The organism is Pseudomonas sp. C5pp (assembly GCF_000814065.1).
GTDB lineage: Bacteria > Pseudomonadota > Gammaproteobacteria > Pseudomonadales > Pseudomonadaceae > Aquipseudomonas > Aquipseudomonas asiatica.
Window position 1 is genome coordinate 15,029 of sequence record NZ_JWLN01000040.1, and the last position, 23,311, is coordinate 38,339.

32 protein-coding genes and 1 pseudogene are annotated in these 23,311 nt (G+C 54.8%); 6 read left to right on the top strand and 27 right to left on the bottom strand.

Going from position 1 to position 23,311, the window contains the following annotated elements; genetic code table 11:
• The first annotated feature begins 122 nt into the window (after positions 1–122).
• From RR51_RS24720 to RR51_RS24735, 4 genes are all read left to right on the top strand, one after another.
• Positions 123–674 (top strand): M50 family metallopeptidase, encoded by a 552-nt coding sequence (locus tag RR51_RS24720; RefSeq protein WP_236693303.1) that lies wholly within the window; start codon positions 123–125, stop codon positions 672–674.
• Positions 675–733: 59 nt separating this feature from the next.
• On the top strand, positions 734–1,144 hold the full coding sequence (locus RR51_RS24725) for a hypothetical protein (RefSeq protein ID WP_023662085.1): 411 nt from the start codon (positions 734–736) through the stop codon (positions 1,142–1,144).
• 127 nt (positions 1,145–1,271) lie between these two features.
• Positions 1,272–2,069 (top strand): hypothetical protein, encoded by a 798-nt coding sequence (locus tag RR51_RS24730; protein WP_023662084.1) that lies wholly within the window; start codon positions 1,272–1,274, stop codon positions 2,067–2,069.
• A gap of 174 nt (positions 2,070–2,243) precedes the next feature.
• Positions 2,244–3,230, top strand: a complete 987-nt coding sequence (locus tag RR51_RS24735; protein WP_023662083.1) for a ParB/RepB/Spo0J family partition protein — start codon at positions 2,244–2,246, stop codon at positions 3,228–3,230.
• Between the two features lie 419 nt (positions 3,231–3,649).
• Here the strand turns inward: RR51_RS24735 and RR51_RS32040 are convergent, their stop codons facing one another.
• A complete protein-coding gene (locus RR51_RS32040) occupies positions 3,650–4,288 on the bottom strand; it encodes a helix-turn-helix domain-containing protein (protein ID WP_023662081.1) in 639 nt (212 codons plus the stop codon).
• 6 nt (positions 4,289–4,294) lie between these two features.
• The gene (locus RR51_RS24750; RefSeq protein ID WP_039614972.1) at positions 4,295–5,089 is read right to left on the bottom strand and encodes a hypothetical protein; all 795 of its coding nucleotides are present in this window, start codon (positions 5,087–5,089) and stop codon (positions 4,295–4,297) included.
• 392 nt (positions 5,090–5,481) lie between these two features.
• Here RR51_RS24750 and RR51_RS24755 point away from each other — a divergent pair, with 392 nt between their 5' ends.
• Positions 5,482–5,964 carry a hypothetical protein gene (locus RR51_RS24755; RefSeq protein ID WP_023662079.1) on the top strand — a complete coding sequence of 161 codons (483 nt, stop codon included), beginning with the start codon at positions 5,482–5,484 and terminating at the stop codon, positions 5,962–5,964.
• Positions 5,965–6,111: 147 nt separating this feature from the next.
• On the opposite strand, the gene RR51_RS24760 is transcribed toward RR51_RS24755, so the two are convergent.
• The 25 genes and pseudogenes from RR51_RS24760 to RR51_RS31660 all read right to left on the bottom strand — a co-directional run.
• The gene (locus RR51_RS24760) at positions 6,112–6,516 is read right to left on the bottom strand and encodes a hypothetical protein (protein WP_023662078.1); all 405 of its coding nucleotides are present in this window, start codon (positions 6,514–6,516) and stop codon (positions 6,112–6,114) included.
• Positions 6,517–6,527: 11 nt separating this feature from the next.
• Positions 6,528–7,127, bottom strand: coding sequence for a hypothetical protein (locus RR51_RS31425; RefSeq protein ID WP_023662077.1), 600 nt, complete (start codon positions 7,125–7,127; stop codon positions 6,528–6,530).
• A 125-nt stretch (positions 7,128–7,252) separates the two neighbouring features.
• Positions 7,253–7,918, bottom strand: coding sequence for a hypothetical protein (locus RR51_RS24770; protein ID WP_144000629.1), 666 nt, complete (start codon positions 7,916–7,918; stop codon positions 7,253–7,255).
• A gap of 72 nt (positions 7,919–7,990) precedes the next feature.
• Positions 7,991–8,611, bottom strand: coding sequence for a hypothetical protein (locus tag RR51_RS24775; protein WP_023662075.1), 621 nt, complete (start codon positions 8,609–8,611; stop codon positions 7,991–7,993).
• Positions 8,612–8,857, bottom strand: a complete 246-nt coding sequence (locus RR51_RS24780) for a hypothetical protein (protein ID WP_023662074.1) — start codon at positions 8,855–8,857, stop codon at positions 8,612–8,614.
• A 140-nt stretch (positions 8,858–8,997) separates the two neighbouring features.
• Complete coding sequence (locus RR51_RS24785; RefSeq protein WP_023662073.1) at positions 8,998–9,528, bottom strand: hypothetical protein; 531 nt, start codon at positions 9,526–9,528, stop codon at positions 8,998–9,000.
• 115 nt (positions 9,529–9,643) lie between these two features.
• A complete protein-coding gene (lepB, locus tag RR51_RS24790; protein WP_023662072.1) occupies positions 9,644–10,585 on the bottom strand; it encodes a signal peptidase I in 942 nt (313 codons plus the stop codon).
• A complete protein-coding gene (locus RR51_RS24795) occupies positions 10,582–10,812 on the bottom strand; it encodes a hypothetical protein (RefSeq protein WP_172688339.1) in 231 nt (76 codons plus the stop codon). Before RR51_RS24795 ends, lepB begins: the two co-directional genes overlap by 4 nt.
• Positions 10,813–11,593: 781 nt before the next feature.
• Entirely contained in the window at positions 11,594–11,836 is a 243-nt protein-coding gene (locus RR51_RS24805; protein ID WP_023662069.1) for a hypothetical protein, read from the bottom strand.
• A 148-nt stretch (positions 11,837–11,984) separates the two neighbouring features.
• Positions 11,985–12,215, bottom strand: a complete 231-nt coding sequence (locus RR51_RS24810) for a hypothetical protein (protein ID WP_177328682.1) — start codon at positions 12,213–12,215, stop codon at positions 11,985–11,987.
• 335 nt (positions 12,216–12,550) lie between these two features.
• The gene (locus tag RR51_RS24815; RefSeq protein ID WP_023662067.1) at positions 12,551–13,027 is read right to left on the bottom strand and encodes a hypothetical protein; all 477 of its coding nucleotides are present in this window, start codon (positions 13,025–13,027) and stop codon (positions 12,551–12,553) included.
• Positions 13,028–13,250: 223 nt separating this feature from the next.
• Positions 13,251–13,409, bottom strand: coding sequence for a hypothetical protein (locus tag RR51_RS31340; protein ID WP_164842895.1), 159 nt, complete (start codon positions 13,407–13,409; stop codon positions 13,251–13,253).
• Positions 13,406–13,675: a hypothetical protein gene (locus tag RR51_RS24820; RefSeq protein ID WP_039614974.1), complete on the bottom strand. Its 270-nt coding sequence runs from the start codon at positions 13,673–13,675 to the stop codon at positions 13,406–13,408. The genes RR51_RS31340 and RR51_RS24820 overlap by 4 nt, the downstream gene beginning before the upstream one ends.
• Positions 13,676–13,825: 150 nt before the next feature.
• A complete protein-coding gene (locus tag RR51_RS24825) occupies positions 13,826–14,149 on the bottom strand; it encodes a hypothetical protein (protein ID WP_031324888.1) in 324 nt (107 codons plus the stop codon).
• Positions 14,150–14,251: 102 nt separating this feature from the next.
• Positions 14,252–14,410 (bottom strand): hypothetical protein, encoded by a 159-nt coding sequence (locus tag RR51_RS31095; RefSeq protein WP_023662064.1) that lies wholly within the window; start codon positions 14,408–14,410, stop codon positions 14,252–14,254.
• Positions 14,411–14,562: 152 nt separating this feature from the next.
• Positions 14,563–16,038 (bottom strand): DNA cytosine methyltransferase, encoded by a 1,476-nt coding sequence (locus tag RR51_RS24830; protein ID WP_039614975.1) that lies wholly within the window; start codon positions 16,036–16,038, stop codon positions 14,563–14,565.
• 168 nt (positions 16,039–16,206) lie between these two features.
• Positions 16,207–17,127: a recombination-associated protein RdgC gene (rdgC, locus tag RR51_RS24835; protein WP_031324887.1), complete on the bottom strand. Its 921-nt coding sequence runs from the start codon at positions 17,125–17,127 to the stop codon at positions 16,207–16,209.
• Positions 17,128–17,240: 113 nt separating this feature from the next.
• Positions 17,241–18,029, bottom strand: coding sequence for a hypothetical protein (locus RR51_RS24840; RefSeq protein ID WP_039614976.1), 789 nt, complete (start codon positions 18,027–18,029; stop codon positions 17,241–17,243).
• Between the two features lie 12 nt (positions 18,030–18,041).
• Positions 18,042–18,362, bottom strand: a complete 321-nt coding sequence (locus tag RR51_RS24845; protein ID WP_023662061.1) for an Arc family DNA-binding protein — start codon at positions 18,360–18,362, stop codon at positions 18,042–18,044.
• A 50-nt stretch (positions 18,363–18,412) separates the two neighbouring features.
• Positions 18,413–18,817 carry a TraR/DksA family transcriptional regulator gene (locus RR51_RS24850; RefSeq protein WP_004577583.1) on the bottom strand — a complete coding sequence of 135 codons (405 nt, stop codon included), beginning with the start codon at positions 18,815–18,817 and terminating at the stop codon, positions 18,413–18,415.
• A gap of 250 nt (positions 18,818–19,067) precedes the next feature.
• Positions 19,068–19,574: a hypothetical protein gene (locus RR51_RS24855; protein ID WP_023662060.1), complete on the bottom strand. Its 507-nt coding sequence runs from the start codon at positions 19,572–19,574 to the stop codon at positions 19,068–19,070.
• 111 nt (positions 19,575–19,685) lie between these two features.
• A complete protein-coding gene (locus tag RR51_RS24860; protein WP_023662059.1) occupies positions 19,686–20,186 on the bottom strand; it encodes a hypothetical protein in 501 nt (166 codons plus the stop codon).
• Positions 20,187–20,245: 59 nt separating this feature from the next.
• On the bottom strand, positions 20,246–21,121 hold the full coding sequence (locus RR51_RS32045; protein WP_023662058.1) for a SprT family zinc-dependent metalloprotease: 876 nt from the start codon (positions 21,119–21,121) through the stop codon (positions 20,246–20,248).
• A gap of 273 nt (positions 21,122–21,394) precedes the next feature.
• A complete protein-coding gene (locus tag RR51_RS24870; protein ID WP_039614977.1) occupies positions 21,395–22,393 on the bottom strand; it encodes a DUF4917 family protein in 999 nt (332 codons plus the stop codon).
• A 164-nt stretch (positions 22,394–22,557) separates the two neighbouring features.
• Positions 22,558–22,761: pseudogene (locus RR51_RS31660) on the bottom strand (GNAT family N-acetyltransferase); the annotation flags it as partial.
• A 104-nt stretch (positions 22,762–22,865) separates the two neighbouring features.
• On the opposite strand from RR51_RS31660, the gene RR51_RS24875 reads away from it, so the two are divergent.
• Positions 22,866–23,198 (top strand): DUF2790 domain-containing protein, encoded by a 333-nt coding sequence (locus RR51_RS24875; RefSeq protein WP_039614978.1) that lies wholly within the window; start codon positions 22,866–22,868, stop codon positions 23,196–23,198.
• Positions 23,199–23,311 lie beyond the last annotated feature (113 nt).

Below are 23,311 nucleotides of genomic sequence, written 5' to 3' on the forward strand. Positions count from 1 at the left end.
GGGCCTGTATAGCCCTAGAGGCAAAATTTGCACTGCACAGTACACACATCAGGTAAATATGCGGCTATAGGCTTGAAGGTTTTGAAGCTTTGCTAAAGAATCACATGCATCATGTTCTAGGAATGAAAACCATGCTGCCTGACGCACTGGTAACTATCGGGATGTTCGCCATCGCATTTTTCGTCATCTGGCTGATGTTGGTGTTCTTGCTCTTGACCCATGAAGCCGGCCATTTAATACCAATGCAACGCTACGGTATTAAGCCAGACAAACTCATTCTCGGTGGATACAAGCTATTCTCGTTCCGAAAATCAGGAATCATCCATGAAATCGGTTTGATCCCGCTTTGGGCGTATGTGGTCAGCTCCGATTATGAGAAGGCCCCGTCAGACCGCCGAGCGATCATCGCTGCGGGCGGCCCCCTGATCTCCCTGGCCACCGGCCTATTGTTCTTCGGCATTCACTACGTTACGCCAAACTGGCCGACACTCGTGGCGGCCCAAGGCTCGATCCTGCTAGCGGCAACCAACATCATCCCCCTGCCCCCCATGGATGGCTGGACGATCGTCGAGCATTTCTTGAACCGCCGCGGGATCTACTTTGATGACAGAAACAAGCGCCTATTGATGGGTGTTGGCCTGGCCACTATTGTGGCAATAACCCTAGCCCTTTAGAAATATAGATCCCTGCAGTGCATCTCCTGGTGCAAGTTCAACTGACCAGGAGATGTCTCATGACCACCACTACCCTCGACGCTAAACCGCAGCGCCCTGCTCTACGACCCGACTTTTTCGAAGAGGCCTTCAAAAACTACAACGTGCCGGCAAAGCTCCGCACCTTTGCAGAGGCATTCTGCATCCGGTTCAACGTTCGCGGCATCTGTGACCCCGCCTATTGTGCTAATTCGGCAGCCCTGAAACTGAAGATCGGTGATGGCTGCGGGAAATTCGACCACGAGAAAGACGCCGACGAAAACGGCATCCCACTGATTGGCGACCAACTGCTCTTCGCATACAGCAGCTGCATCCAGCAAACAGAGCCAGGCACCACCGCAGCTGTCATCAACAGCATGGTGAAAGCAGCCCTCGCCGGCGCAACCGTCGAGGAGCTCGTGTCACAGCATGCAGCCCCTGCTGCACATTAACCCCACCCAAACCGCCCTTCTCTGAGGGCGGTTTTTTTTCGCTCGGCATTCATGATGGCGGCCTTGCGATACAGGCGGCGTATGTGTTCGTGTATGATCCCCGCGTCATAACCAAAAGGGTCTCAACATGCTCACGAGCCAGCGCCAGCAAGGCGCTTCTTCTTCCGCCCACCTGCCGGCCGTAAGCTCCTCAGCTGTTCGGTGGGTTTCCCAGGTTACTGTCGAGCTGTCGTATTGGCACGGGAACCAGAGGCTCAAGAATCTCGACCAATTCGAATGGCACGGTGACGCGGTGATGGCACCTGCTCTGGCGCACGCTCAAAGCAAATGCGATTTTTACCAGATCGATGCTTCATCGACCCTTGAACTATGGGCGTTTCGTTCCTTGTGGCGGGTTGCAAAAGTTCAAGACAGCACCGACCAGCACTGGTCGTTCGCAGACAGCCTTGACCATGGTGTGTCAAAGCTCCTGGTGAGTCATCACCCAGTCTGGTCATCAAAGCACGGTCGAATTTCAGCTCCCGACACTTGGCCAGGGTTCACCGCCATCTTCAGGAAACTCATTTCAGTCGACGCTAGCCGGTCGATCGACGGGGAAATGAAAAGCCATGTGGGTGCGTCTCTGCGCGTCATCGAGCAAAGCCACGAATCTTTGGCCGTGGCGATTACCGATGGTGGTATCCGTGGCCTGACAATCACTCGTGTTGGGGAGAACCCCCGCAGCCCTGGCTGCGATTTGTTCATGGTGACAGGCACGATCGGGGTGGCCGTGTCCCCCTATCAAGCTGAGTTGGGCCTTGGCCAGCTGGAGGCAGCCGTCCGCGGCTCAGTTGAGGTTGAGGTATCGCTCGTCGAAGGCATCACCGCAAAAGGGCTGCTGGATGCTGGTCAGCGTGCTACGAGCTGGGCGCTCAAAAGCCTGTGATATTTTTAATATTTCATAGTGCGTATGCGTACGCGTTTTGTATTATTGCCGCGCCGGATGGATGATAGATCCTGTCCGGATGGCTGGTGTCGGCAGTGTCCTGGGTTATGCGCAGGTGTCAGTCATCTCTGTTAGCAAGTTCAACGATCTCTGACCTTTCAGGAGTGCTACCTCATGACCGAAGCCATCGAAAACAGCAGCACCGAACACCAGCTTGACCTTGATTTCCGCATGATCATCTCCACGGGCAACATCAAGAAGGCAATGGAAAAAGGTGATGGAAAACAGAGGTTTACTGCGGGAGACCTGTGGAATGTGGCCCCTAGCACCATCAAGGTCATCCCGGGTTACAACGTCAGGGAGCGCAATGCTGCCTACCTGGCCAACGTTCAAAAGCTGAAGCAATCCATCAAAGACAATGGCTTCAAGAAAGACTCTGCTCTGTCGGTCATCATCAGGCGTGATGAAAATGGCGAGCAGTCGATCTGTTTGAAACGTGGTCATCAGCGCCTGGAGGCCACGATGGAGGCGATCGCTGAGGGCGAGAGCATTCCAACCGTTCCTTGCATCATCGCTGCAGATGATTGTTCTGAAGAGGACATGACCGCTGACCTGGTCATTAGTAACAACGGAACGCCGCTGAGCCCATATGCGACGGCTGTCGTTTGCAAGCGCATGACACGCTTTCATCCCGATGACCACGCCGCGATCGCCAGGAAGCTGAATCTTTGGCCGGCCCAAGTTTCGGACTACCTTCTGATGATCAACGGCCCCATCGAGATCAGGAACTATGTCCGCGATGAAGTTGTATCGTTCACACTGGCTGTTCAAATTCTTCAGGAGCACGGGCCGAAAGCTCTGCAAGTGATCGAGCAAGGCCTCGCCCGCTCCGCTGCTGCAGGCGGTAAAACTGAAAAGCTCATGCCACGCTTTGTTCCGGGCAAGGTCATCAAGAAGGCAGTCACAAACGCTGCTCCAACAATGAGAACGGCTATTCAAGACATTCGTCAGGACAGTGGTTTTCAGCACCTGACGCTGGAAAATCAGCAAAAGCTGGATGCGATTCTGGAGCAATTTCGACTGGCCGAAGAAGAAGAAGAGAAACTGAACGTGAACCCGTCCACCGAGCAACAGCTCAACCTCAATACAACTGAGGAATAACCATGCCTTCCGGGCAGCCCCTACACGCGAGGTAGGGGCTTTTTTTTGCCTACCGGAAAATAGCCACAAGCTTGGACCACCAGGTAGTGTGCACCTCATGCCTCTTCACTTCTCCCCTTGATACCCACTCAAGCTGCACCGAGCCTGTTGAGCCTGTGCACATGAACGCGAACCTGGTGAACGACGCACAGGCCGCACAGGCAGCAAGACCAGTCAGCGCGAAGCGATCTCCCGACTGAGGCTTGACCTCCCCCCGCACCAGATCCCCGGCCAAGCTACGCCGGCATTGGGCACAATCCACTGCAAAGCGGGCAAGCTCAGTGCCATCTGAAAATACGATCGGCAGGCTGTGATGCAACGGCATGACTTGCCTCCACTGAGCAACTGCGTCCCCTACAGGGTCATTGCCATCTAAACGCTCACTGCTCTCCACTGACCCACCCCTTGCTGACTGCGTTCACGTACACCTTGACCCATCCTGGTACAGGCCGCTGCCCTCTCTCCCAATAGCCCACAGCGGCATAGGCCCAGCCCAGGGCATTGGCTAGCTGTGCCTGAGACCAACCTAGAACCTCGACTCTGATGCGCCTGACATCTGCGCCGGTGAGGGTCGGTTCACACGCGGGCAATTGGCCCTCAACAGCAGCGCGATAGAGTGATCGAGCTGCAGCTGGCATTTCGGCCCCCTTCTCCCACTTCGATATCAGCCCGGGCGAGACGGATAGCATCATGGCTATAGCTTTCTGTGTCAGGCCCGCCGAATGGCGTTGGCGTGCAAGCTCACTCTGCACGGTCGGGGGGAGTTGGATATCGTGCTCCCTGGCCATGTCGTCGCGGTAGCATTGCGCTGCGTGTTTTGCCCGGGAACGACCGTGGTAGGCCAAGTCGCGAAAATGGCGATCGGCGACAAACTTTCCAGCCTTCATCAACCGCACACGCCAGCCCGCGTCCGAAGGTTTGGACGGTCGATTGTCACGAGTAATGCCCTGCATCTCAGTGTCCGAAATGCGCCTAGTTGTAGAGGTGGAGGTGGCAGGCTGCAGGCTTGGGATATCCATAGGACTTCAGTCCGTCGCGAAATCGGACTGATCTGGGTCCGGACCATCATCTCGGTCGAGGAGTAGTCCACTGCCGGAAAGCAAACCACCGCCCAGAACCAGAGCTGAGTTAAGCCCCAGCGCCGGAACCCCATCAGAATCTCCAGCATCAGCGTTGGCGCCCTTGGGCCTAGGCTTCACCGGCATAGGGATACTCGCGGGAGACGAAGGTGCAGGGGCCTGGAGTATCATGGGCTCCGCAGGGCGCCGTTGAGGAACTGGCTTCGGAAGTGGGTTACCCCGCTCCGGCATAAGCAGCGGCACGTCATCATCCAGGTTGAGTGTGACCTCGCTCGCCTGCGCTCTCTCCAGGCTGCTGAAGAACTCGTCAGACTTGGCCATTAATTTGCTGAACTGCTTGTCTGACATGGGCTCCTTGCGGCGTAACCCGCCCATGTTGCGGATGGTGTCAGTGGTGATGGCGTACAGGGCGTCTTTGAGTTCGGTCCGCATCTGGTGCGTCATGAACTCACACTTCAAGGAGAGTACTTGCTCCGCCCTTCCGACCTGGGTCGCCAGCTTCTCAAGAGCCTGCAGTTGGCGCTCGATCCGCAACTCAGCCGCTTGTGCCGTGGTTCGAGACCGATTGAACCAGTACCAGGCACCAAGGAGGGCAAGGCCAGCCGCCGATGCAACCAGGTACGTTGGCAGTTGGCTTGCGGGAGGGGCTGGCACGAGATTGAAACTGAACGAGTCAGCTGAGACCAGGGGCAGCGCTACTGCCCCTGACAGTGACAAAAGCAATTGACGTTTAGCAGTCATTTCAGGCTCCAGCGCAGACAGCATCACTTTGCGTTAGGGATACAGAACGCGTACACGTACGTAGATAGTATCTCTTGGCGCCTTGTTGTGACACTGAAATATTGGGGAGGCTGAACGGAGGCATAATTCAGCGCAGGCCAAACCGGCCTGAGCCGCACTGAATCGGAGCCCCCTCAACGGAGCCACCGTCGATGAGCGGTTTCCCACATAAGCGGGGGGAGAGTTCGATCGCTACGCTGCAGCTTTGCAGCAAATAATTCAATTGCACAATCAGTTGGTTCTAAACCAGACCGTTGCCAGCAATCATTGTTTGTTTAAACGAGATAATGGCATAATGACTCCCTGGATTCTATTCCGATGATTTCAATATTCAATCATGAGGTGAGAGTATCATGCGTTCGGTTACTTCGTTTTTTTGTATTTTCATTGCAGCCTTTGCGCTGACTGGGTGTAAGGAAAGTCGTGAAGATAAAATTGACCGCCTATTTCCGGCCGAGAAACGCATCCAGAGCGGAACAGAGCAGTTGTATAAAGTCTATGCTGTTAGCTACCCTCACATTGCTCCTCTTGAAGCCAAGGCTGTCATTGAGGAAAGTTTTAGGGCCAATGAGACCTTGAATAGAGAGCTAGTGCAAAAGCAATGGAGTGAATTGAACTGGTCAGATGAAGAGCTAGAGGTAGTAGCGCGAATGATTCAAAATCCTGCTAATGCCGTATCGATTGCAGGAAGCGAAGATAACGCAAGGCGTATATCTATAAAAATTTACGAAACACAACAACAAACCTATACGCCCGAGGTCAAAGCTAAAGTTTCCGAACTTAATGAGAAAGTTGATGAAAAACTTCGCGCTTTAGAGGCCAAAGCTAACAGTTGATCATTGCTGCGGCGTTCCGAAATGCATAAAAGAAAACGCCCTGGCCTCGCTGTGGCAGGGGCGTTGGCTATGTTCGGACGGCGCCGCTTCTGGAATCCTGTAGCCCCAACTGGCCGAAAGGCTGAGAATTACGCCTCGACGATTGCACTACATCTGATCGAGCTTAAATGACTCGGCGCCGGCAACCAGATCATTGCCTAGGTTGGCTAGAATCGTATCCCCAGAAACCGCTACCCCGTGCCCGCGGACGCCGCCTGTGCTGACCCAATACACCTTCCCCGTACCGGCTTCTACAACACGCTTGTGAAGCTGAACCGAGTAGCTGAAAAGACGCTCCCCCGGCTGATAGTCGGCCGTCTCCAGGTAAGCGTAGATCTTGTAGCCGCCATCCAGCTTCACAACCTGCTTTGGCAGGTGAGATGAAATCGTCTCCTTGATCAGATCCTGGGAGATCTCAGCGGCATGTGCAGAAAGCACGAGCTCGACAGCAGAGGCACTACTAGAGCCGAAGACCATAATTGCGAGGAGGGCCAGTTTTGTCAGTTTGATCATGGGAGGATTACTCAAGCGGGGTCATTTTCAGTTGGTAAGTGAGTGCTGCAGGCCGGTGCAGAAATGGTCTCCCCGCGTAGATGCAGCATCATTGCGTAGATAGCGACATCAAGGGGATCTCCTTTTGCGACGTGCTCGCGCAGCTCCGTTGAAAGGAAATCAGCAGTGCATGTGGTCTCGTCATTCCAGCCAGACCGCCCTTTTGCCCGGTTTCGGGCCATCTTCACTTTCATGTTGAGTGCGATAGCGTCGACGGCCGCATCATCAAGCACAGCCTCGCCGAACTGGCTCGGTGAGTTGTAGGTACGAACAACAAGCGCCGTTTGTTCTTGAGCCTGCACTCTGACCTGGACCTCACCGACCGCCTCCAAAGCAGCGTGCACGCCGCCGGGGTTCTCTCGGTGAGCGACCCGGAGTGCCTCCAACCAGATCTGTTCGGTTGGCATGTCGCTGCCGGCTCCCATGGGGGCAGAGGCCTGGTTCTTCGCGTTGGCCAGCCACAAGATCGTGTTACAAGCAGGACAAGGGATTGACTCGTTGTAGCTGGGAATGCTGCCTTGACTCGCCATGAAGCCGAATCCTTCACAATGAAGGGTCCCGCTGATCATCATGCAGCCCCCAGTCGCATCCTGTGGCGAGGCCCCTGCCAGCTGGGTAGCGCTGCCCGCTGGACGCGCACCTGAGTCGAGGTGCGCACTCGAATTCTCTACTTGCACAAATCCACCTGAATCACTGATCAAAGGAACACAGAAGTGCCAGCCTCAGAGGGCTTTGCCTGTGCTGGTTGCGGTGTCGTCGTTTTGCCTGGCGCCAAAGCAAATGAAGACAGCAGCACAGCCGCATCCTGCTTCGCTTGATCGATCACTGCGGGATTGACTCTCTTCCAGTAGCAGTAGGCCGATCGAGAGTTCTCGTGCATGGCCAGGTCACGCTTGCGCATCAGGTGCTCGATCTCCGAGACCACCCAGTGACCAGCGCCAAACGCGTGGTCTCTCCCCGCAATCCAGTACTGCGCATCAGTGATCTTGAAGAGCATCTCAAAGACGGCCAGCGCAGCGACGGCCACAGGATCTGTGCTGCACTTGAGATGAGCCATGATAGGGCCAAGGGTGCGTATGTGAGCTAGACGAAGAGATTGAGCCCAAGAAACAGAGCGAGGGTGCCCCGCCAACTGGGGCAAGCTCATCTGATAGAAGCCTTTGGCTTGCGGCGCAACGAGTTCGCGGATATGGGCGCTGCATTCCCCACAGATCGTGCTACTGGCGTAGAGGCGATCCTGCCTGCGCCCGCCCATCCCTGGCGAGGTGAAGCTGAACAGATCAAGGTGCCCACAAAGGCACTTGGTTGGAGCGGTAATGTGAGCCCCCATGGACACCTCCAGAATACACACCAGTAAACGCATTCAGAATCTTAATGAAGCATAACACGTATGTATATTTTAAAGGCGCAATCGTCCTCACATTTTTCGCTATTCCTATGCGGCCGGCAGCAGCGATAGGATCAGGGGACCTAACTCGTTGGCGGTGTAAGAGCCAGAGATAGCCATCTTGACTCGAAACGGGATGGGTTTTCGTCCTTTTCGGATAGAGGTGAAATCCTCCAGGGATAGGCCTATCCGGGACGCTTGCTCAGTTTCACTGAGGCCTGAGATCTCTGCCAGACCATCAAAGAAGGCGCTGACCAAATCTGGTGATCCGCCAGCATCCAGACGATCGAAGAATCCGTAGAGCAAAGTCTCACGGACCACCTGCGACTGCTGATTGGCCGCCTCAACCGCCTCTCGAATTGGTTCAGGCAATGCAGCGAGCAGAGTCGACAGGGTCACCTCTACCCCCATCGCACCGAGCGTGCGTATGCGCGCCGGGGGCGGCAACGGGCGCATGTTCACTCGGCATTGGCGGATCATGGAGATGCTGATGCCAATCTCCTTGCTAAGCCGAGTATCCGCCCAGCCCTGCTCCTCGCGGAACCGGTCCATCAGCTGGGCCCAGGCGACACTGCTCAATCCGGTGTCTGCAGATTCAAAAAAGAGATTTCGAGAGCTCAGGTCGGCTGGCACCTCGGGATTGCCGTCCCCGGCATGAATGTCGAACATCTATTTGCTTCCATCAACTTCTGCCGCACCCTGCTCGTCCTGCTCCATGTGAGCTGCGACGCAGGCGCGGATCATGAGGTAGAGGGCTCCGCCGACAAGGCAGAGAAAAACCCCCTTGAAAATGAGGACCGGGGAAATCTTCACCAGGCCAGCGCCAACAGCCATGGTGGCCAGCAAGCCCATGACGACAACGCAGAGAGCAACAACGACGCGGGTGATCAGAGAGTGTGAAGGACGGGTATCCATGACAAGCGCCTTATCGATACGTAACGTGTACTGATAATACTGGATGACTATAGATCAGCACAATGTCGTGTTTGGAAAGACAGAGGCTAATAATCAGCAGGCAAAAAAACCCGGGCACTTGGCCCGGGCGTGTAGCAGGTTTACAAGCCGGGCACCCCAAGCGGGATGATTGGCGAGGTAACGTTCTGCAGTCCGAATCCGTTCATTTCGACGCTTACCGATGCGGTCTTGACGCGAATCGCACCCAAGATTCCGACATTGGAATTGTGGACGATGCGCTCCTGGGCAGTCTGCGTTACTGCGACAGGTTCGAAATCCGCCCCCATGTCATTGGCCAGCAGTTTGTTGATGCGTGCAGCCATTTCAGCTGCAGCTTCGTCGGCAAGACTTTCAGCCGAAGCGGAGTCGAAACAGATACCGATCACCTCGGCATCCGCGCCAGACTCATCATCGTCCTGGGACAACACAACGTGAGCAGTGGCCTTCAGCTCGCTGGAGCTGACCAACTGGGCGATGACTGTCGATCGATACGCTTGCTCAAGCTCTGCGAGTTCGGCATCGCGTACTGTTCCAACAGGATACGAGCCCACCTGCTGTACCAGGTTGCCGAGGGAATCGACCGGTGCAGCTGCTAGTTGAGCGTACTTGATGGCTGTTTCATGAAAGTTCATGCGTTTCTCTCCTGAATGATGGGTGCAAGGCCTTGCGTTGCCTTACAGAGGAGGTATGAGAAACACGGACTTGTATTGGATCGGCACTCCATGGCGGCATCCTTTTGGTGGCCACTCATCGTGAGAGCCGGCTGAACTGGAAACTGCCGTTATCGATATTTATATCGAAAATGGCCCGACCTATAATTTCCTTGTCTGTTACGAACCCCCAATAGCGACTATCCAGGCTATTGGAGCGATTGTCACCCAGCACAAAATAAGAGCCTTTTGGTACAACACATGAAATCCCTGAAACATTCCTCACGCAGCCTGGGATGGCAGGGAAGTCTGTATTCACACCAAAATCACTGCTGCCATTGTCCTGCAGAGTATCAATTTGCAAGCCTTGAATTCGCTCCAACGTATAGGTGGCGTGCTTAAGCTTTCCGCTGGCTTCATCTTCGTAATCATATGGCATTTCCATTTCGCGCACCGCCGGGGCACCATTGATAGACAACTCACCACTTTGATAAGTGATATTGTCGCCCGGGACGCCGACCACTCGCTTAATGTAAGGCTTAGCCGGGTCAAGAGGAAAACGGAATACCAGAACATCACCAAACTTCGGCGCCCCCCCATGCGAGATCGGTTTTGAAACGAAAGGCAACCTCACACCATAACTGAACTTGTCTACGACAACCACGCTGCCTACTTCTAGAGTAGGACGCATTGAGGAGGACGGAACAAGATAGGGTTCTGCTACGAAGGATCGGAATAAGAGCAGGAACACGGCAACCGGGGTCAGCTCCACCATGTAGCCCATAATGCCTTGCGTATAGTGCTGCTGACCCTTAGCTGCTCGATACCGTTCATAGCCCCAGAAAGGCACTCCGATGATCGCAGCAGCGGCGAGCAAGGTAGCAACATCCAGAAAGGTGCACAGCAAGATGTATGGACCAAGGACAGCGGCCCCACACCCTAAAGAGTACATCCAGGCAGGCCCGTGTAACCGGTACCTCTTGCTGCAAAGCACTGGAGCAGCCGCAGTTAAACCAAGCCCAACCCAAAACAGGCTCATAGATACTTACCTGATTTTCTGTTGTAGCCATAGATAGCGATACGGACAACGAACAGCAGAAAGAATATACCACCCAAACCCCAGCCAGAAGCCTTGACCCACAGGCCGTAACTATGGGGAATGGAAACTTCTAGCTCTTCCAAAAGGAATTCAATCAAAGATCCAAGAGCCCAGAGGAGCGCTGCAAATACCCAACCATTCAAAAGCAGCTGTACATTATACTTCACGCCTTTAGACCGGCTCTGTGTCGCTAGCATAGTTACTCCGCGGCAATAAACGACCACCCTGCCCGGCTTAGCGCGCATCGGTGTCCGTTCAACGGCTTGATCAACAATGTGGATTCAAGTGACGCAGCTAAGCACCCGAAGTGATAGCTGTAATATAGAGAAAGCTTTTCCAAATCTTCTCGTAAGCCCCGGCAATACGCTTCGTAATGGCGACTACCCAGCACAGGCTCTATATTCTCGTATTGAAGAGGAAACGGCTTAAGGGTAAGAAGCGCGAGTCGACACTTCGACGTCAGCCAGACGCAGGCAGCGTCTACTATATTTTGGCTTAGTTGTGATGACCTGAATTCATCCCTCACTTCAAGTCTTCTAATGAAAAGTACGCTGCCAGCTTCGAGCACAGCAGAGAAGTCATTCCGGCAGGTCCAGACCAGCTCCTGCACAGCCTTCTGGAGAGCCTCACTTACCAGGTCGCAAGCATCAGCCAAGGAATATCGCTTTCCATCGCCGCTGGACAACAGAACCGCGTCCAGGACAGCGACTGGCACAGCCTCTGACTGTAACCGAAGCCAGGCTGTAACCAGTCGCCCTTCACATACCGCAAAGCCATCAAACACATCCCCTGAAAGGCTCAGCTCTACGGAGTAGTCACCTGCGAGCTCCATGCGCTCAACCAGGCCGTGATGCATTGGAATTTCGCTGTAGAAGCCGGTATCTATTCGGCTCCGCACATGCGGACGACACCGCGACACTTGCGTTAGGCCGGCAGGCATGATGCAGCTCAGCGCAGCCCGGTACCAACACGGCCCTGCGCACTGGCCTTGGCCTTTTTACGATCGGCCACTTTCAGCAGCTGCACGAAGAGCACAACCATGACCAGAATCGCGATCAGCATAAACGCGGGTGTGGGACTGATGTGACCAATCTTCGCCCACACGAATACGAAGGCTGCCAGGGCCAAAGCCGCCGGCAACTGACCAACAATGTTCAAAGTCCGCATGGCCCAGAATTGAATTTTCGGCATTACAAGCTCCTCAGAATGATTGATAACACGTACGCATAATACCAGAAGATTTGCACGCCTGCCAGCCATGCGATGTCATGATAGCGCCACAAAAAAGGCCTCTGTCCACAGGGATGGACAGAGGCCTTGATCTACGGCCGGGAGAGCCTCACAGCGGGTAGAAAATCGAGTAGATACACACCGCCAATGCAGCCGCGCAAAGCGCCGAGCACAGCCAGATCAGAATTTTTACGTCGCGCAGCGAGCGATCGGTAAAGCCTTGCATTGCCTGGATCTGCTCAGGCCCGGAGGCATTTTTCACGGTGAAAAGGGCTTTGCGGCGCTTGATCGCGATCGAAATGATCACAGCCAGCACCACGACAGCGATACGAGCAAGCATGTCAGGAGTGATAGTCATTGCGTTTCCTCAGGTTGGATTTAATACAGAACAGGTAGAGCGAGTGAGTCAGCGAGAAACGGCGTCAAGGTTGCCGATTCCCTTGTTCACGCATGGTCTTAATGGCTGCGAGCACTGGATCCCTGGGGCTAGCATCTTGCCCCTCACAATGGGTATGGCGCTCACCTGGTTTGATCAAGCAGTAACGCCCTAACGGCTTGGAGACTGCTGCCCCGAAGTGAGGCTGGGCCACCGGCTTGAACATGATCAGGCCAGCAGCAGCGCTTACCGTGGCAAAGGCGGCAAGAGCAGTACGCCAGGAGCGGAGACGCCTTGGATTACGCACCAGCGGCAAACTCCAAACCGGTCGAAAGGCTGATCATCTGAACTGCGAGATCTGGGTTGATCAGTCCTTTCGACGCGAGCCCCCTGACCTGGCCAGAGAAAAACTGTACGAAGAAACGTTGGGAAGCGTGCTCGCTCTGTACAGAGTCGCCATGCTCCTTCACCTGGTTTCGTCTCTCGATGGCAGCGGCAGCAGAAGTGGCAATAGCGTTGGCCAGCTCTGCGGCCACCGCTTCACCACGGGGCGGCAGCCTGGTCACATCCAGCTGAGCAAGGACCTCATGTGAGAGATGCAAGCTCGCAAGGCCGTCACCATACCAACCGTCATAAACTGTCACCCCGTGCTCATCGGTAGTGAGCACGGTAAAAAAGCGGGAGAGTCGGTGGGTTTCATCGTCGCCGACAGCAAGCATGGGCGGGTTGGCTACCTCGTAGCCGGCGCCGACCTCGAATTCGTGGGAGTTGGCCAATTTGAACGCTCCTATCGGTTCCAAAAATGGGCGCCATCAATAATACATAACGCGTACGCATACGGCGATAGAGATCAATGTAAATCTACACGTTTCCCTAGGAGTAGGTGACAGGGTTCAGGAGGCCCACGCCGGGTCCCGGAAATCGAACCCAAAAAAAGACCCACCATCAAGGATGGTGGGTCGGATTTAGCGTTTCTTTATAGGTGGCTCTGCTGAGCGTTTATTTGGATTGCAGCGGCTTGCTGTTTTGGTTTGCACCGTATTTTACGCGTCTGAACTCACCTTTAATGGCAGCAACAGCTCCCATCAAGGGCGCGAAAAAGATGCGCGGTGCTTGCCTTGCAGCGTTAGCAAACTCAGACCCAAATGTCGAATTCATTCAGCAAACTCCCTGACGGCACGATATGCGCCAATGCAGATAAATATAAAGAAGAGACTCGCATCAGCCAAAACCAAGGCTTGTTCGAGTAGCGTCAGTATATCCAGCGTGAACTTGCTAATACCGAAATCAGCAAGGTAGTGGACTAAATGGTTGAGCAGAACTGCTGGCACCATGATGATGAAAAAGATGACAGTACCAACGAAGCCATGGGCTGCGAAGTGTGCGATCGGGTTCCACCAAGGTTTTTTGTGCGTTTTTGACATCTGTTACTCCTGAAAGGACCTGGGGCGGTCGTTGAGAAATCCCATAGGCCTTCTTGCGGTAGACCTAGCCCCTGGAGATGCGTAACGCGGGCCTGTAATCTGCAGGACGCAAAAAAGCCAGGCAGTGCCTGGCTTGGTGGAACAATTCGCTTAGCTCTGCCGTGCCTGCCGCAGCCGGCCGGGCGTGAATTTCCCAGAGAACGAATAGCCGAGATCCCTTACTCGCTCACGGACCTTCAGCTTGTTGGATTTGTCGCCCCGCTCCTTGTGGAGCTCGACATGCTCGGCTTCTACCTGGAGCAGAAACTCGACGTCCTTTTGGCACAGCTCCAGCGACTGCTCCAGCTTTTTCCGGTCTGAAAATTTCTTTCCGATCAGTGCAGCTGACGCCGCTGCCAGGACAGTGCTGGTTACAGCAGCGAAAGCATTTATCAAAGCGGATTGCACAGCTGGATCGTTGATTGCGAGAAGCATGATGGCCCCCTGAAAGTTAACTTGCTCCAAGGGGATGCTTCACAGAAACCAGTAAACCACAGGCACAAAAAACCCGCTCGATCGGCGGGTTCTTTGGGAAGGTCAGTGCTTGGGGGTGGTCTTGGTTGAGCGGTCGCCGCCGCCAGCCTTAGCCATTTCAGCCTTGATGGCCTTATAGGCACCAATCACAGGCGCAAAGTATATGCGAGGTGCTTGCTTAGCCGCACTCAGAAATTCAGAAGTGAAAGTGGTTGTTTTCATGTGCTTGCCCCTCATGGGAAAACTAGTGACTTCTGTATAGCAAATTAAGTGACCTCCATCAAGCGCCTGAAAAAATTTCATCAGGCAAAGAAAAACCCGATTCGCATAAGCGAGCCGGGTTTGTGTTGCGTTAGAAGCGGAAAATCTACCAATCAGATCAGCAAAGCCAATGATCCAGTTTGGATTTTGTCGACATCCGCACCGACGGACTCATCCTTGCAGGCGTGAGCAGATCGAATGGGAAAGTTGACTACGTTATTGCGTGAGGCCATGACAGCCCTGCCGATTTCTTCACCTACAGAGACAAACTTTGGATAGCTTACGCTTTGACCACAGATCTCATGCCCAGTAGTTTCAGAAACACCATCGGTTAATCCAGCTGGAATTCCTTTCAGCCTCTCGTGCTCGGCCGTGTTGAAAAGCCTGCTGAGCTTTGGATCCTCTGGGTGCACCAGGAACGGCTCGGTACTCCGGGCTTTGGCGTATCCGCGGCCCAATGTCCCGCAACCATCTTCTTCACCAGTTAAAAGCTGGCGGGCGAACCCTTTCCCTGCAGCCAGGTCTCTAACTTCTTTCTCCGCAAGGTATGAGTATTCCTTCCAAGATCCGTCATTGAGAGGAACCTGATCAATGATGGCGTTGATGCATGACTCACGCACCTTGTTAACCTTGAGATTATCGAATGAGAAACTATCTCCAATCCCGGGCGTAATTGCTACCACCACAAGCCGCTTACGATGTTCGAGTGTCCCGAAATCCCAGCCGTCCAGAACAGCCTCATGCACCACATAGCCCAGATGCGTGAAAACGCTTCGAATAACCGACATCGATGCAGTGTTAGCATACTCCCCGACATTTTCAATGATGGCAATACATGGATTTACATGACGCAGCCAGTTCAGATACTCGACGAACAGTGCGCCGGCGTCATTATGACTCTCTGCAAATGCAAGTTTGTTTTTACTCCTGCCGCTCTTGCTCGCTCCTACGCAAGGGATACCTCCGACAAGTATCTCGCACAAAGGTGTATTTTCACTCAGATATACGTCCCGAACATCAGAATGAATAGCGATCGAGTCCTCTGTCCAAATATCGCCATTGTTTCGAATTGAGCAGTCGAGATAATCACTTTCCATCTCAACGCCAACCTGCACAAATGAGCCGACACCGGACTTAACCATGCCTGAGTGCAAAGCTCGGTCAAGCACCCCGCCACCGTGGAAGAGCGACGCTACGGCGAGTTTTTGACCACGCTCCAACTTTTCCTTCATGCGCTTGAGGCGCTCGCGGATCTTTGTCTGAATCTGCAAAGCAGTAATCACAATCCGGCCACGACGAATCGCGACTCGGACCTTATGGTCATCTTCAAAGACTTCACGGATTTTCTCAGAGCGCAAGTCGATTACTGGATGTACAACCCCATTACGCTCACGCTTAGATACGCTGATGCACTTCCCGGCAAAGCCAGTTGGAACCTCAATTAGTTCGAGACGCCGTGCAATCTTGTCTGACTTAATCGAGTACTTCTTGCCAATCTGAATACCGGCTGTCAGGAGGTGACGGCCTTCCATAAAGACACGTGAAACGCCCTTCGATTCGCCGATTTTTGCGTTGATGATGGTGGTCATTGTGCTGCTCCAAGTAGTCGACACAGCTCCCCTGGCGGGGACTGAGCCCGATTGGGGGAAATGACAAACTGGTTGTCTGTACTTCCTGGAATGCGTAACAGAGACCGATATTTTTCTCGGGCAACAAAAAGCCCCCGTCAACGCGGAGGCTTGGGTACCCAGCATGGCTCAGATCGACGCTGGCACATCCTCGCCACCCAGCACCAGGTAAAGCGCCGGGAGAAACTCGGCCAAGGTCATCATCATCAGCGCGAACGTCGCATCTGCCTGCGCTAAGGCGTCATCGCCCCCATCCTGCTCAGCCTGGGTCTGGAGCAGGTCCTCGAATTTGAGGCGCCGGATAACCAGCTTGTCGTCCAACATGAACGACAATTTGTCCTGCCAGGCCAGCGCCAGCTTGGTCACAAGCTTGCCGGTTGCAAGATGATTCTTGATCTCGCCACTGGTGAGATCCTGTCGCTTGCAGCGCACCGACCCACCCTCGTCACTGGTGTCCTGCAGTTCACATTCGTCCAGGACGTGGAAGCCCTCGCCCGCTTGCTCGTTCTTGAGCCAGTCAGTGAGGGTTGCAGTCGGAGCAATCTTGACCGTCACCGGCCGCACCGGCAGCGAACCGAGCACTTCACGAAGCGTGGAGAGCAGATCCTCGGCTCGTTTGGCACTCGCGTTATTGACGATGATCAGCCCGAGCTTTGGCGCGATGGCTGCCGTGATCACGCCGCGGCGGATAAACGCCTTCGGCAACATGGCCTGGATTGTCTCGTCCTTGATCTGGTCGCGCTCTTTCTTGTACACCTTGCGCTGCTGCTCTTTCTCGATCTCCTCGACCTTTTCCTTCACAGCATCATTCACCACGCTTGCTGGCAGGATGCGCTCTTCCTTCCGAGCACTGATCAGGAAGAAATTACCGCTCTGGTGAACGAGCGGAGCCTCCTCTCCCTTGCCCAGCGGCGCGACAAAGCCGAAAGTGACCAGCTCTTGCGAACCGCACGCACGGGCGGGCTTCGACGCCAGGGCGGACTGCAGCGCCTCCGCCGCAAATTCAATATCTTGAGTCAGACGATAAACAGTCAGGTTCTTAAACCACATGGTCATGCCTTGTTAGGTGATTTGGGTGATGACAGTGCCCTCATGAGCACTGTCTTGGATGCTTGAGGTTGAAGCTTCTACGTGCTTCGGGATGCTGCTAGGTGCTATGCCGATCAGCTGGCTGCCGTGTAGCGAAGGCAAGCGATCTCTTCGCGGGGGTTTGGCCGATCGAGCTCTGCCCACCATCCTCCCCACTCCTCACAGCTGACTGGTCGCGATGTGCCGGGCGCCCCCTCTACGCAGAACTTGCCTACGTCCGACGACCAGGTGACCGCCAGCAGGGAGGCCTCAATTCCGTCCTTACCGCTCCAGTTCCAGTAACGGCCTGCACTTTCGGGGGCCACTTGAGACCAAATCCGGCGTGCACGGCCTTCAGAATCCTGCGGCCGGTCTTCATGCACGATCTCCACCGGGCACGTAGGCGACCCACTGCAGGGCGTGAGTAGCCCTTCAGTACCCACCTGTTGGAGCCAGGGCATTGGCGAGTTCATGTACGCGATGTAGTTGGCGAAGAGATTGGCCGTGTCACGCACCCCCACGGCCGTCGCGTACTTCAAGAGCTGAGCAGCCTGTGATGGTTGTGGCGCTGTGAGCAGCTTTCGCAGAAACACCGCTTCAGCGGCGGAGAACTGGTGACTGCCGACATGGCCAATGGCGCCCGACGGAACACTGAGCCCCGTTACATGCGCCTCGATCATTGCTTGGTCGAGCGCCATATCGAGAGACTCACCGCCCAGAAGAGCGTCGATGCCGATACGCACCATTGGGGCATTGGCTTTCCCAGTCCGCAGGGCTGGACCACGCAAGTAGAAATACCGCTGGGCGGCCTTCAAGAGCACAGCTGCAATGTCAGCAGTGCCGGCGCTGGTAGCGCCGGGGCCTACATCAAGCAAATTCCCCATGGTGTCCGTCTCTCACTGGGCGCTTGCGATCGACAGTCTTGGTGCCTGCTGCAGAGCAGGCTTCGAGGTTTCGTTGGCCAGAGCTGCCTTGAGTTCCGCCAGCTCTTGCTCCAGCTCCTCACAGCGCCGGGTAACCTGAGCCAGTGCACGAACCGTCAGATCGCCCTGCTCATCCCGCTCAATGCTCAAAGCCAGGCGGTCGATGATTTCAGAGTTCATGCTGCGGTGATTTTCTTTCGAAATTTCTGCGATCTTCTCTCGCATGCCATCCGGCAGGCGGACAACAAACTTGTCAGCTGTGCGGGAGTTATTGCGAGGCTGGGACTTTGGCATGGGGATAACCTCAGGAATGACCGGCTGTCGGTGCTTCAGGTGAAATGTGATTATGCGGCGCGAAGGTGCCGGGACTTGTTCTCGCGGCTCTCCTTGGCTTCGACCGTGAGCAAAGACCGGGGATTGGAGAGCAGGCGCCGCAAGCCGATTGGCTCACCGGTATCAATGCAATAGCCGTAACTGCCGTCGGCAATTGCCGACATCGCCAGTTTGATGTCGCGCAGACTTTGGTTCTCGCGCTCGATGCTGCCCAGAATTGATTGACGCTCTTGCTCGATCAGCGCTGCGTCAACTTCGTCTGGGGCTTTTTCCAAACCCGTCAGGTCGACTCGCAGCTGATCGATGCGCCCCATTGCGGTAGCACTTTCACCCACCAACAGGCTTTTGAAGAACGCTACCTGGTCAGGGTTCATGTACTGGTCTTCGGGCTGTTGCAACAGTTCCTCAGGGGTCATCAGTTGGGCCTCGTGATTAGTTGGGGCAATGTGCCTCGCGCCAGCGTCTCGGGTATCGATACGACAGGTTGATGGCACCATGCTGTCATTTTCACACGCATCGATATTACGACCAGTATCTGAAACGCACAACACAAAATTACACATACGTGTTATTCATGCGACAGAAAAAATTTTCATCTCGACCGCCCTGGCTTTCCGTTGGGCAAGAAAAAACCCCAGCGCTGAGCGGTGGGGTTTGGGTGAATCGTTATGCTGCTGCCGGCTGAAGGCTCCGTTTATCTACGTAGATCTGTTGTACGAGATGAACCCGGTCTGGATTCTGCTGCGCGAATTGAGCAAGGGCGGCGCCCGGGCTACCACCACCACAACGGAACGTCTGAAGCGAATCTTCGTTTGGCACCGAGTAGACCAGCAAAAATGCGGTGTCCTCGTGATAACGATTGGCTGCATAGTCTGCAGCCTTGCCTGTCAGGCCAGCCATCTCAACGACCCATTGCATGGTCTCAGCTCGAACCTCAAGCTCGACCATCGCCTCTTCGCCAGCTCGTGGGAACTGTACTTGCGAGAAGTCGCGGTCAAGGTAGGCTTTCTTCGCTTTCTCATACCCACTGAGCATGAGATGAGCGAAATTGCCGAACTGGAACGCCAGCTTGGCGCGCAGAAGGTCCAGCGGCTGATAGAAATCAGGAGCCGTCCAATCAGCAGGCACACGGCCTTCAGTGGAGACTGCTACAGCGTGGGTTGGATTGGTCATGATCGCGGCACCTCATGTGCGTTAGGTTTGTGGGTGGTTATGGCGCACACGGTTATGTACGACCTCGCGGCCCTCTCCCAATGGGATGCCCGGCGCCGGCGGGCAAACAACTCAGGCCGCTTGTGTGTCCAGGATATGAAGATCTGCAGGGACACTTACGACATCCCCAAGCCATCGCCGCACGGCATTCCGCAGGGTATCTTCAGGGCACCCTGGCTCAGCGCTCATCATGAATCCAAAAGCCTTGAAGCTCGCCTCGCGCACGGCCCACTCCAAGCTTGGTCCGCTCAGCGCCTCGACAAACACCGTCTGGTAGGTATGGTCAGTTCGGCAACGTCCCAGCAAGCCCGGAGCGGTTGCTCGTGCGAGGAGCACTGAAGCGCCAGTTGCGTGCTCGGCTCCATTCACTTCCGCTACCACCAGATCGCTGTGACTCACCGCGACGACATCCTTCAGGCTGAGCTGGGGTCGAGAGAGCTCTGACTTGGCCATGTCGAGCGCATGCTGCGCGGTGGCCGCAGCGAACAGTTCGCCGGTGACCACTCGGAATGCTTTCAAGCGGAAAGTCTCCGCGACTGCGGGGCGTTGATTGGTTTGCTCGACTTGTTGCATGTTGGGGCTCTACGCAAATTCACTGGGTGGTAATTGGAGGGTCTCGAAGGCGGATGACGTCAGCCAACACCCGCTCGCACCATTCGCACTTTCACCCCTCGTTGCTCGAAAGCCCTGGCTACGCGTACTTGACGCTCATCTTTGCCATCGCTGAAGACAATGGCGTGGGTCACTCCACCTGGCAGAGTTTCTGGGCTCAAATGCCTGAGCACCGAGCTCGACGGGACCTTCAGCTTCTTGCTCAACAGCTCACGATGCCGCTCACCCGTGATCAAGCAGTCAAGGACGATCTGTTTTACCTGGTGATCGAGGATGAACTTGGCGATTCGGTCGACTTGAGCCTTATCGATCGTGGGGCCTGCGGTGCTGATGAAAAGCTTTGGTATGACCTGGGCTTCGGCTTTATCAGCCTCTCGGAGAAACACAACGACCTGATCGCATGTTCTGCAGCTGTAGAACGCTTTCCTCTGGACCATGCGGTTGTGCCTTTTCGTCGACAACCGAAAGCGCTTTCCTTCACACCCGCACCGATACAGAAACTCTCTCTTGACCGATCGCGACGTGTCGAGCTGGTGACACCTATCGGCCCGGATCTGGAATACCTCGACCATGACCTGGGTCCACTCAGCACCGTGCGGCTCAACCTTCGCCCCCCAAATCAAATAAGTGATGTAGTGGGCTACCTCATGCGGGCAGATATTATTGAGGTACTCCGAAAGGTTCTCTCGGGCCAGGATACGGTTGAATCGGAACTGCAGGTCGTAGCACCGGCCAGTTTCCTTGTTTTGGCGGTACCTGAACATGCCACCTGTTTTACCAGTAAGGTCAAACAGGACCGGTATCTCGGGAATGTCACGGGAAAAGTAGGATGCGGCCATCTCCAGGCACTCGGTGACTCGAATCCTAACCGCCTTCAACTCGTCGACAGCGCGCATCAGATTTCAGCCACTCGCAGCACCTGAAAGCTCAGCTGGGTGTCGTTAGCAGAGAAAAGTGTAGGCATGGCCGGGTGGATTTAGAGAATTAAAACTGTCGCAAAGAGGCCCAGTTTCCGTGGCCTTCAGCCCGATTCGGAGGAAACGCAAAACTGTCGCGAGCCCCCAAAACCGTTGACTCGGACAAATGCGCCAGAGAATAAAAACTGTCTAGCCCAGTAATGACGGGCCTTACAGCCACCTCTGAGATTTCAGGAGTGGATGTCCTGCCCGCTATTCGGGTTGAACCCAGCAGCCCGGGCTCTCACTGTCGAAGAAATCGACCTCAACTGGCCCCAGGTCATCCTGAATGACTTGGTAAGCCATGTTGCAATAAGGCTGATATCCCCGAAAGACTGAGACGGCTACGCGCTCAATGCCCGTCCCCTTCATTCGCTTGAGCAAATGCCTGTCGTGCTCCCCCAGGCCCCAACCGAACAGTGTCAGTGTCTTCCGGGGCGCCGTAAGCACCTCTCGATAGACAGTCGACAGGTAGTAGCTATTTTGAATCGAAGCTACCTTCTGACGCATGGTTCCTTCACTGACAAACAGCGGTACCACACGCTCGTTTTTCCACTCCTGAAGAATGGCTTCCAGCAAGCCGCCGCCCAATGCGCGGATCTTGAACTCTTCCTCTATGTTGTTGCGGCATAAAGCTAAGCTGCCATGGGGGTAGAACACCAACGTATTCACTCGCTCCTTGTACAGCTTCCGGAATCGACGCCAGTCGTCATCGAATACCCCGCCATCGACGAAGCAGTCTTTGAACATATGACCGTCCGGGATGTTGAGACCATAGGCCACCGTCCAGTAAACCAGCAGGTCATAGTTTAGCGACAAGACCGTGTCGAACTCCTTCAGATACCGGTACATGTTCGGCAGATGATCGGTGATCTGGTGATACTCAGGGTGAACATCCCGCACTGCCTGGATCAGGCAATCCCGGACGCGCACGTAGGCTTCGTGGGTACGCTGATCTGGGATCTCCAACGATTTGTTGACGTTGGATGCTTGCCAGACGACCCGCAGAATTAGCTCAAAATCCTCTGTCTCAAAAAACTCGAACAGACGCGCCACGTCGTTCTGGAGCAGCTCATTTTCCCTGACATGTTCTAGCAGTGAGCGGTACGCAAAACTCTGCGACACAGCGATACTCGCGCCGTTGCCCAACAAGATGGTACCGCGCTGATAATTCTGAGCTATTTCTGCCCATGGCTTTACGGGGTATGGCATAGAGGCCACCTTCGAGTTGTGATCGCAGGATCATATCTCTGATGGTTCCATCGAGTCTTCTAGGCCGCCGACGTGTCTTCGCAACACGCTAGCTCAGATTCAAGCCCTGGTGACGAAACGCTCAGCGGCCGCTCAAATGGACCTTTCAAAATGGACCTCATGCTCTAACGCGGCATTGGGATTTGGGATAAGAAGCTTGTAGGAGCCTCAGGCCGACAACCCTCGCCACCGAAATCAAACCGCCAATATCCCACGTCATGCCACGCATCGAGTTTGAACCCGACCTGCGAAAACGTACCGATGTGCTGAAAGCCGAGTCGCTCATGGAGACCCACGCTTCCTTCGTTCGGTAAAGAAATACCCGCGTAGCGCTGTCAACCCAGCACAGCCTTACAAAGATGTAATGCCTGGATCACATGGATGACAGCTACCGGGCCTTAGGCTGCAGTCATGTTTTCATGGAGTAACTGAAATGATCAAAGCCAAATGCATCGCCGGCCTACTTCTCTTAATCGCCTCCTCATCCGCTTTTTCCGAAGGAGGTTCTGATCGTTTGCACGGAAAAATGATTCAGGCGAATGAGCAGGCTATGCGTGCATACGCAGCGGCCAATGGAAAAAAGCCACCTGAGGTGATCCATTATCGCTATGGAATGAAGCTGGACGTGGCGAGAGTCATCAGCAGGACTTCGACCAACGGCAGCTGCGACGTGATGCCGGCACAGATGAATTACGAGGACTCAACAGGAGAGCTGAAAATCCTTGAATATCGCACTGCCGGAATTAACTGCAGGGGTCAAAACTGACCGAAGCACAAGTTAATTCTTGAAGTCAGCTGATCACCAGCAGCGCCACAGCTGATCGGCCGCCAAGGGGCTTGTGATCGACCGACCGAGGTCTTCCCTAAGTACTTTGCAAA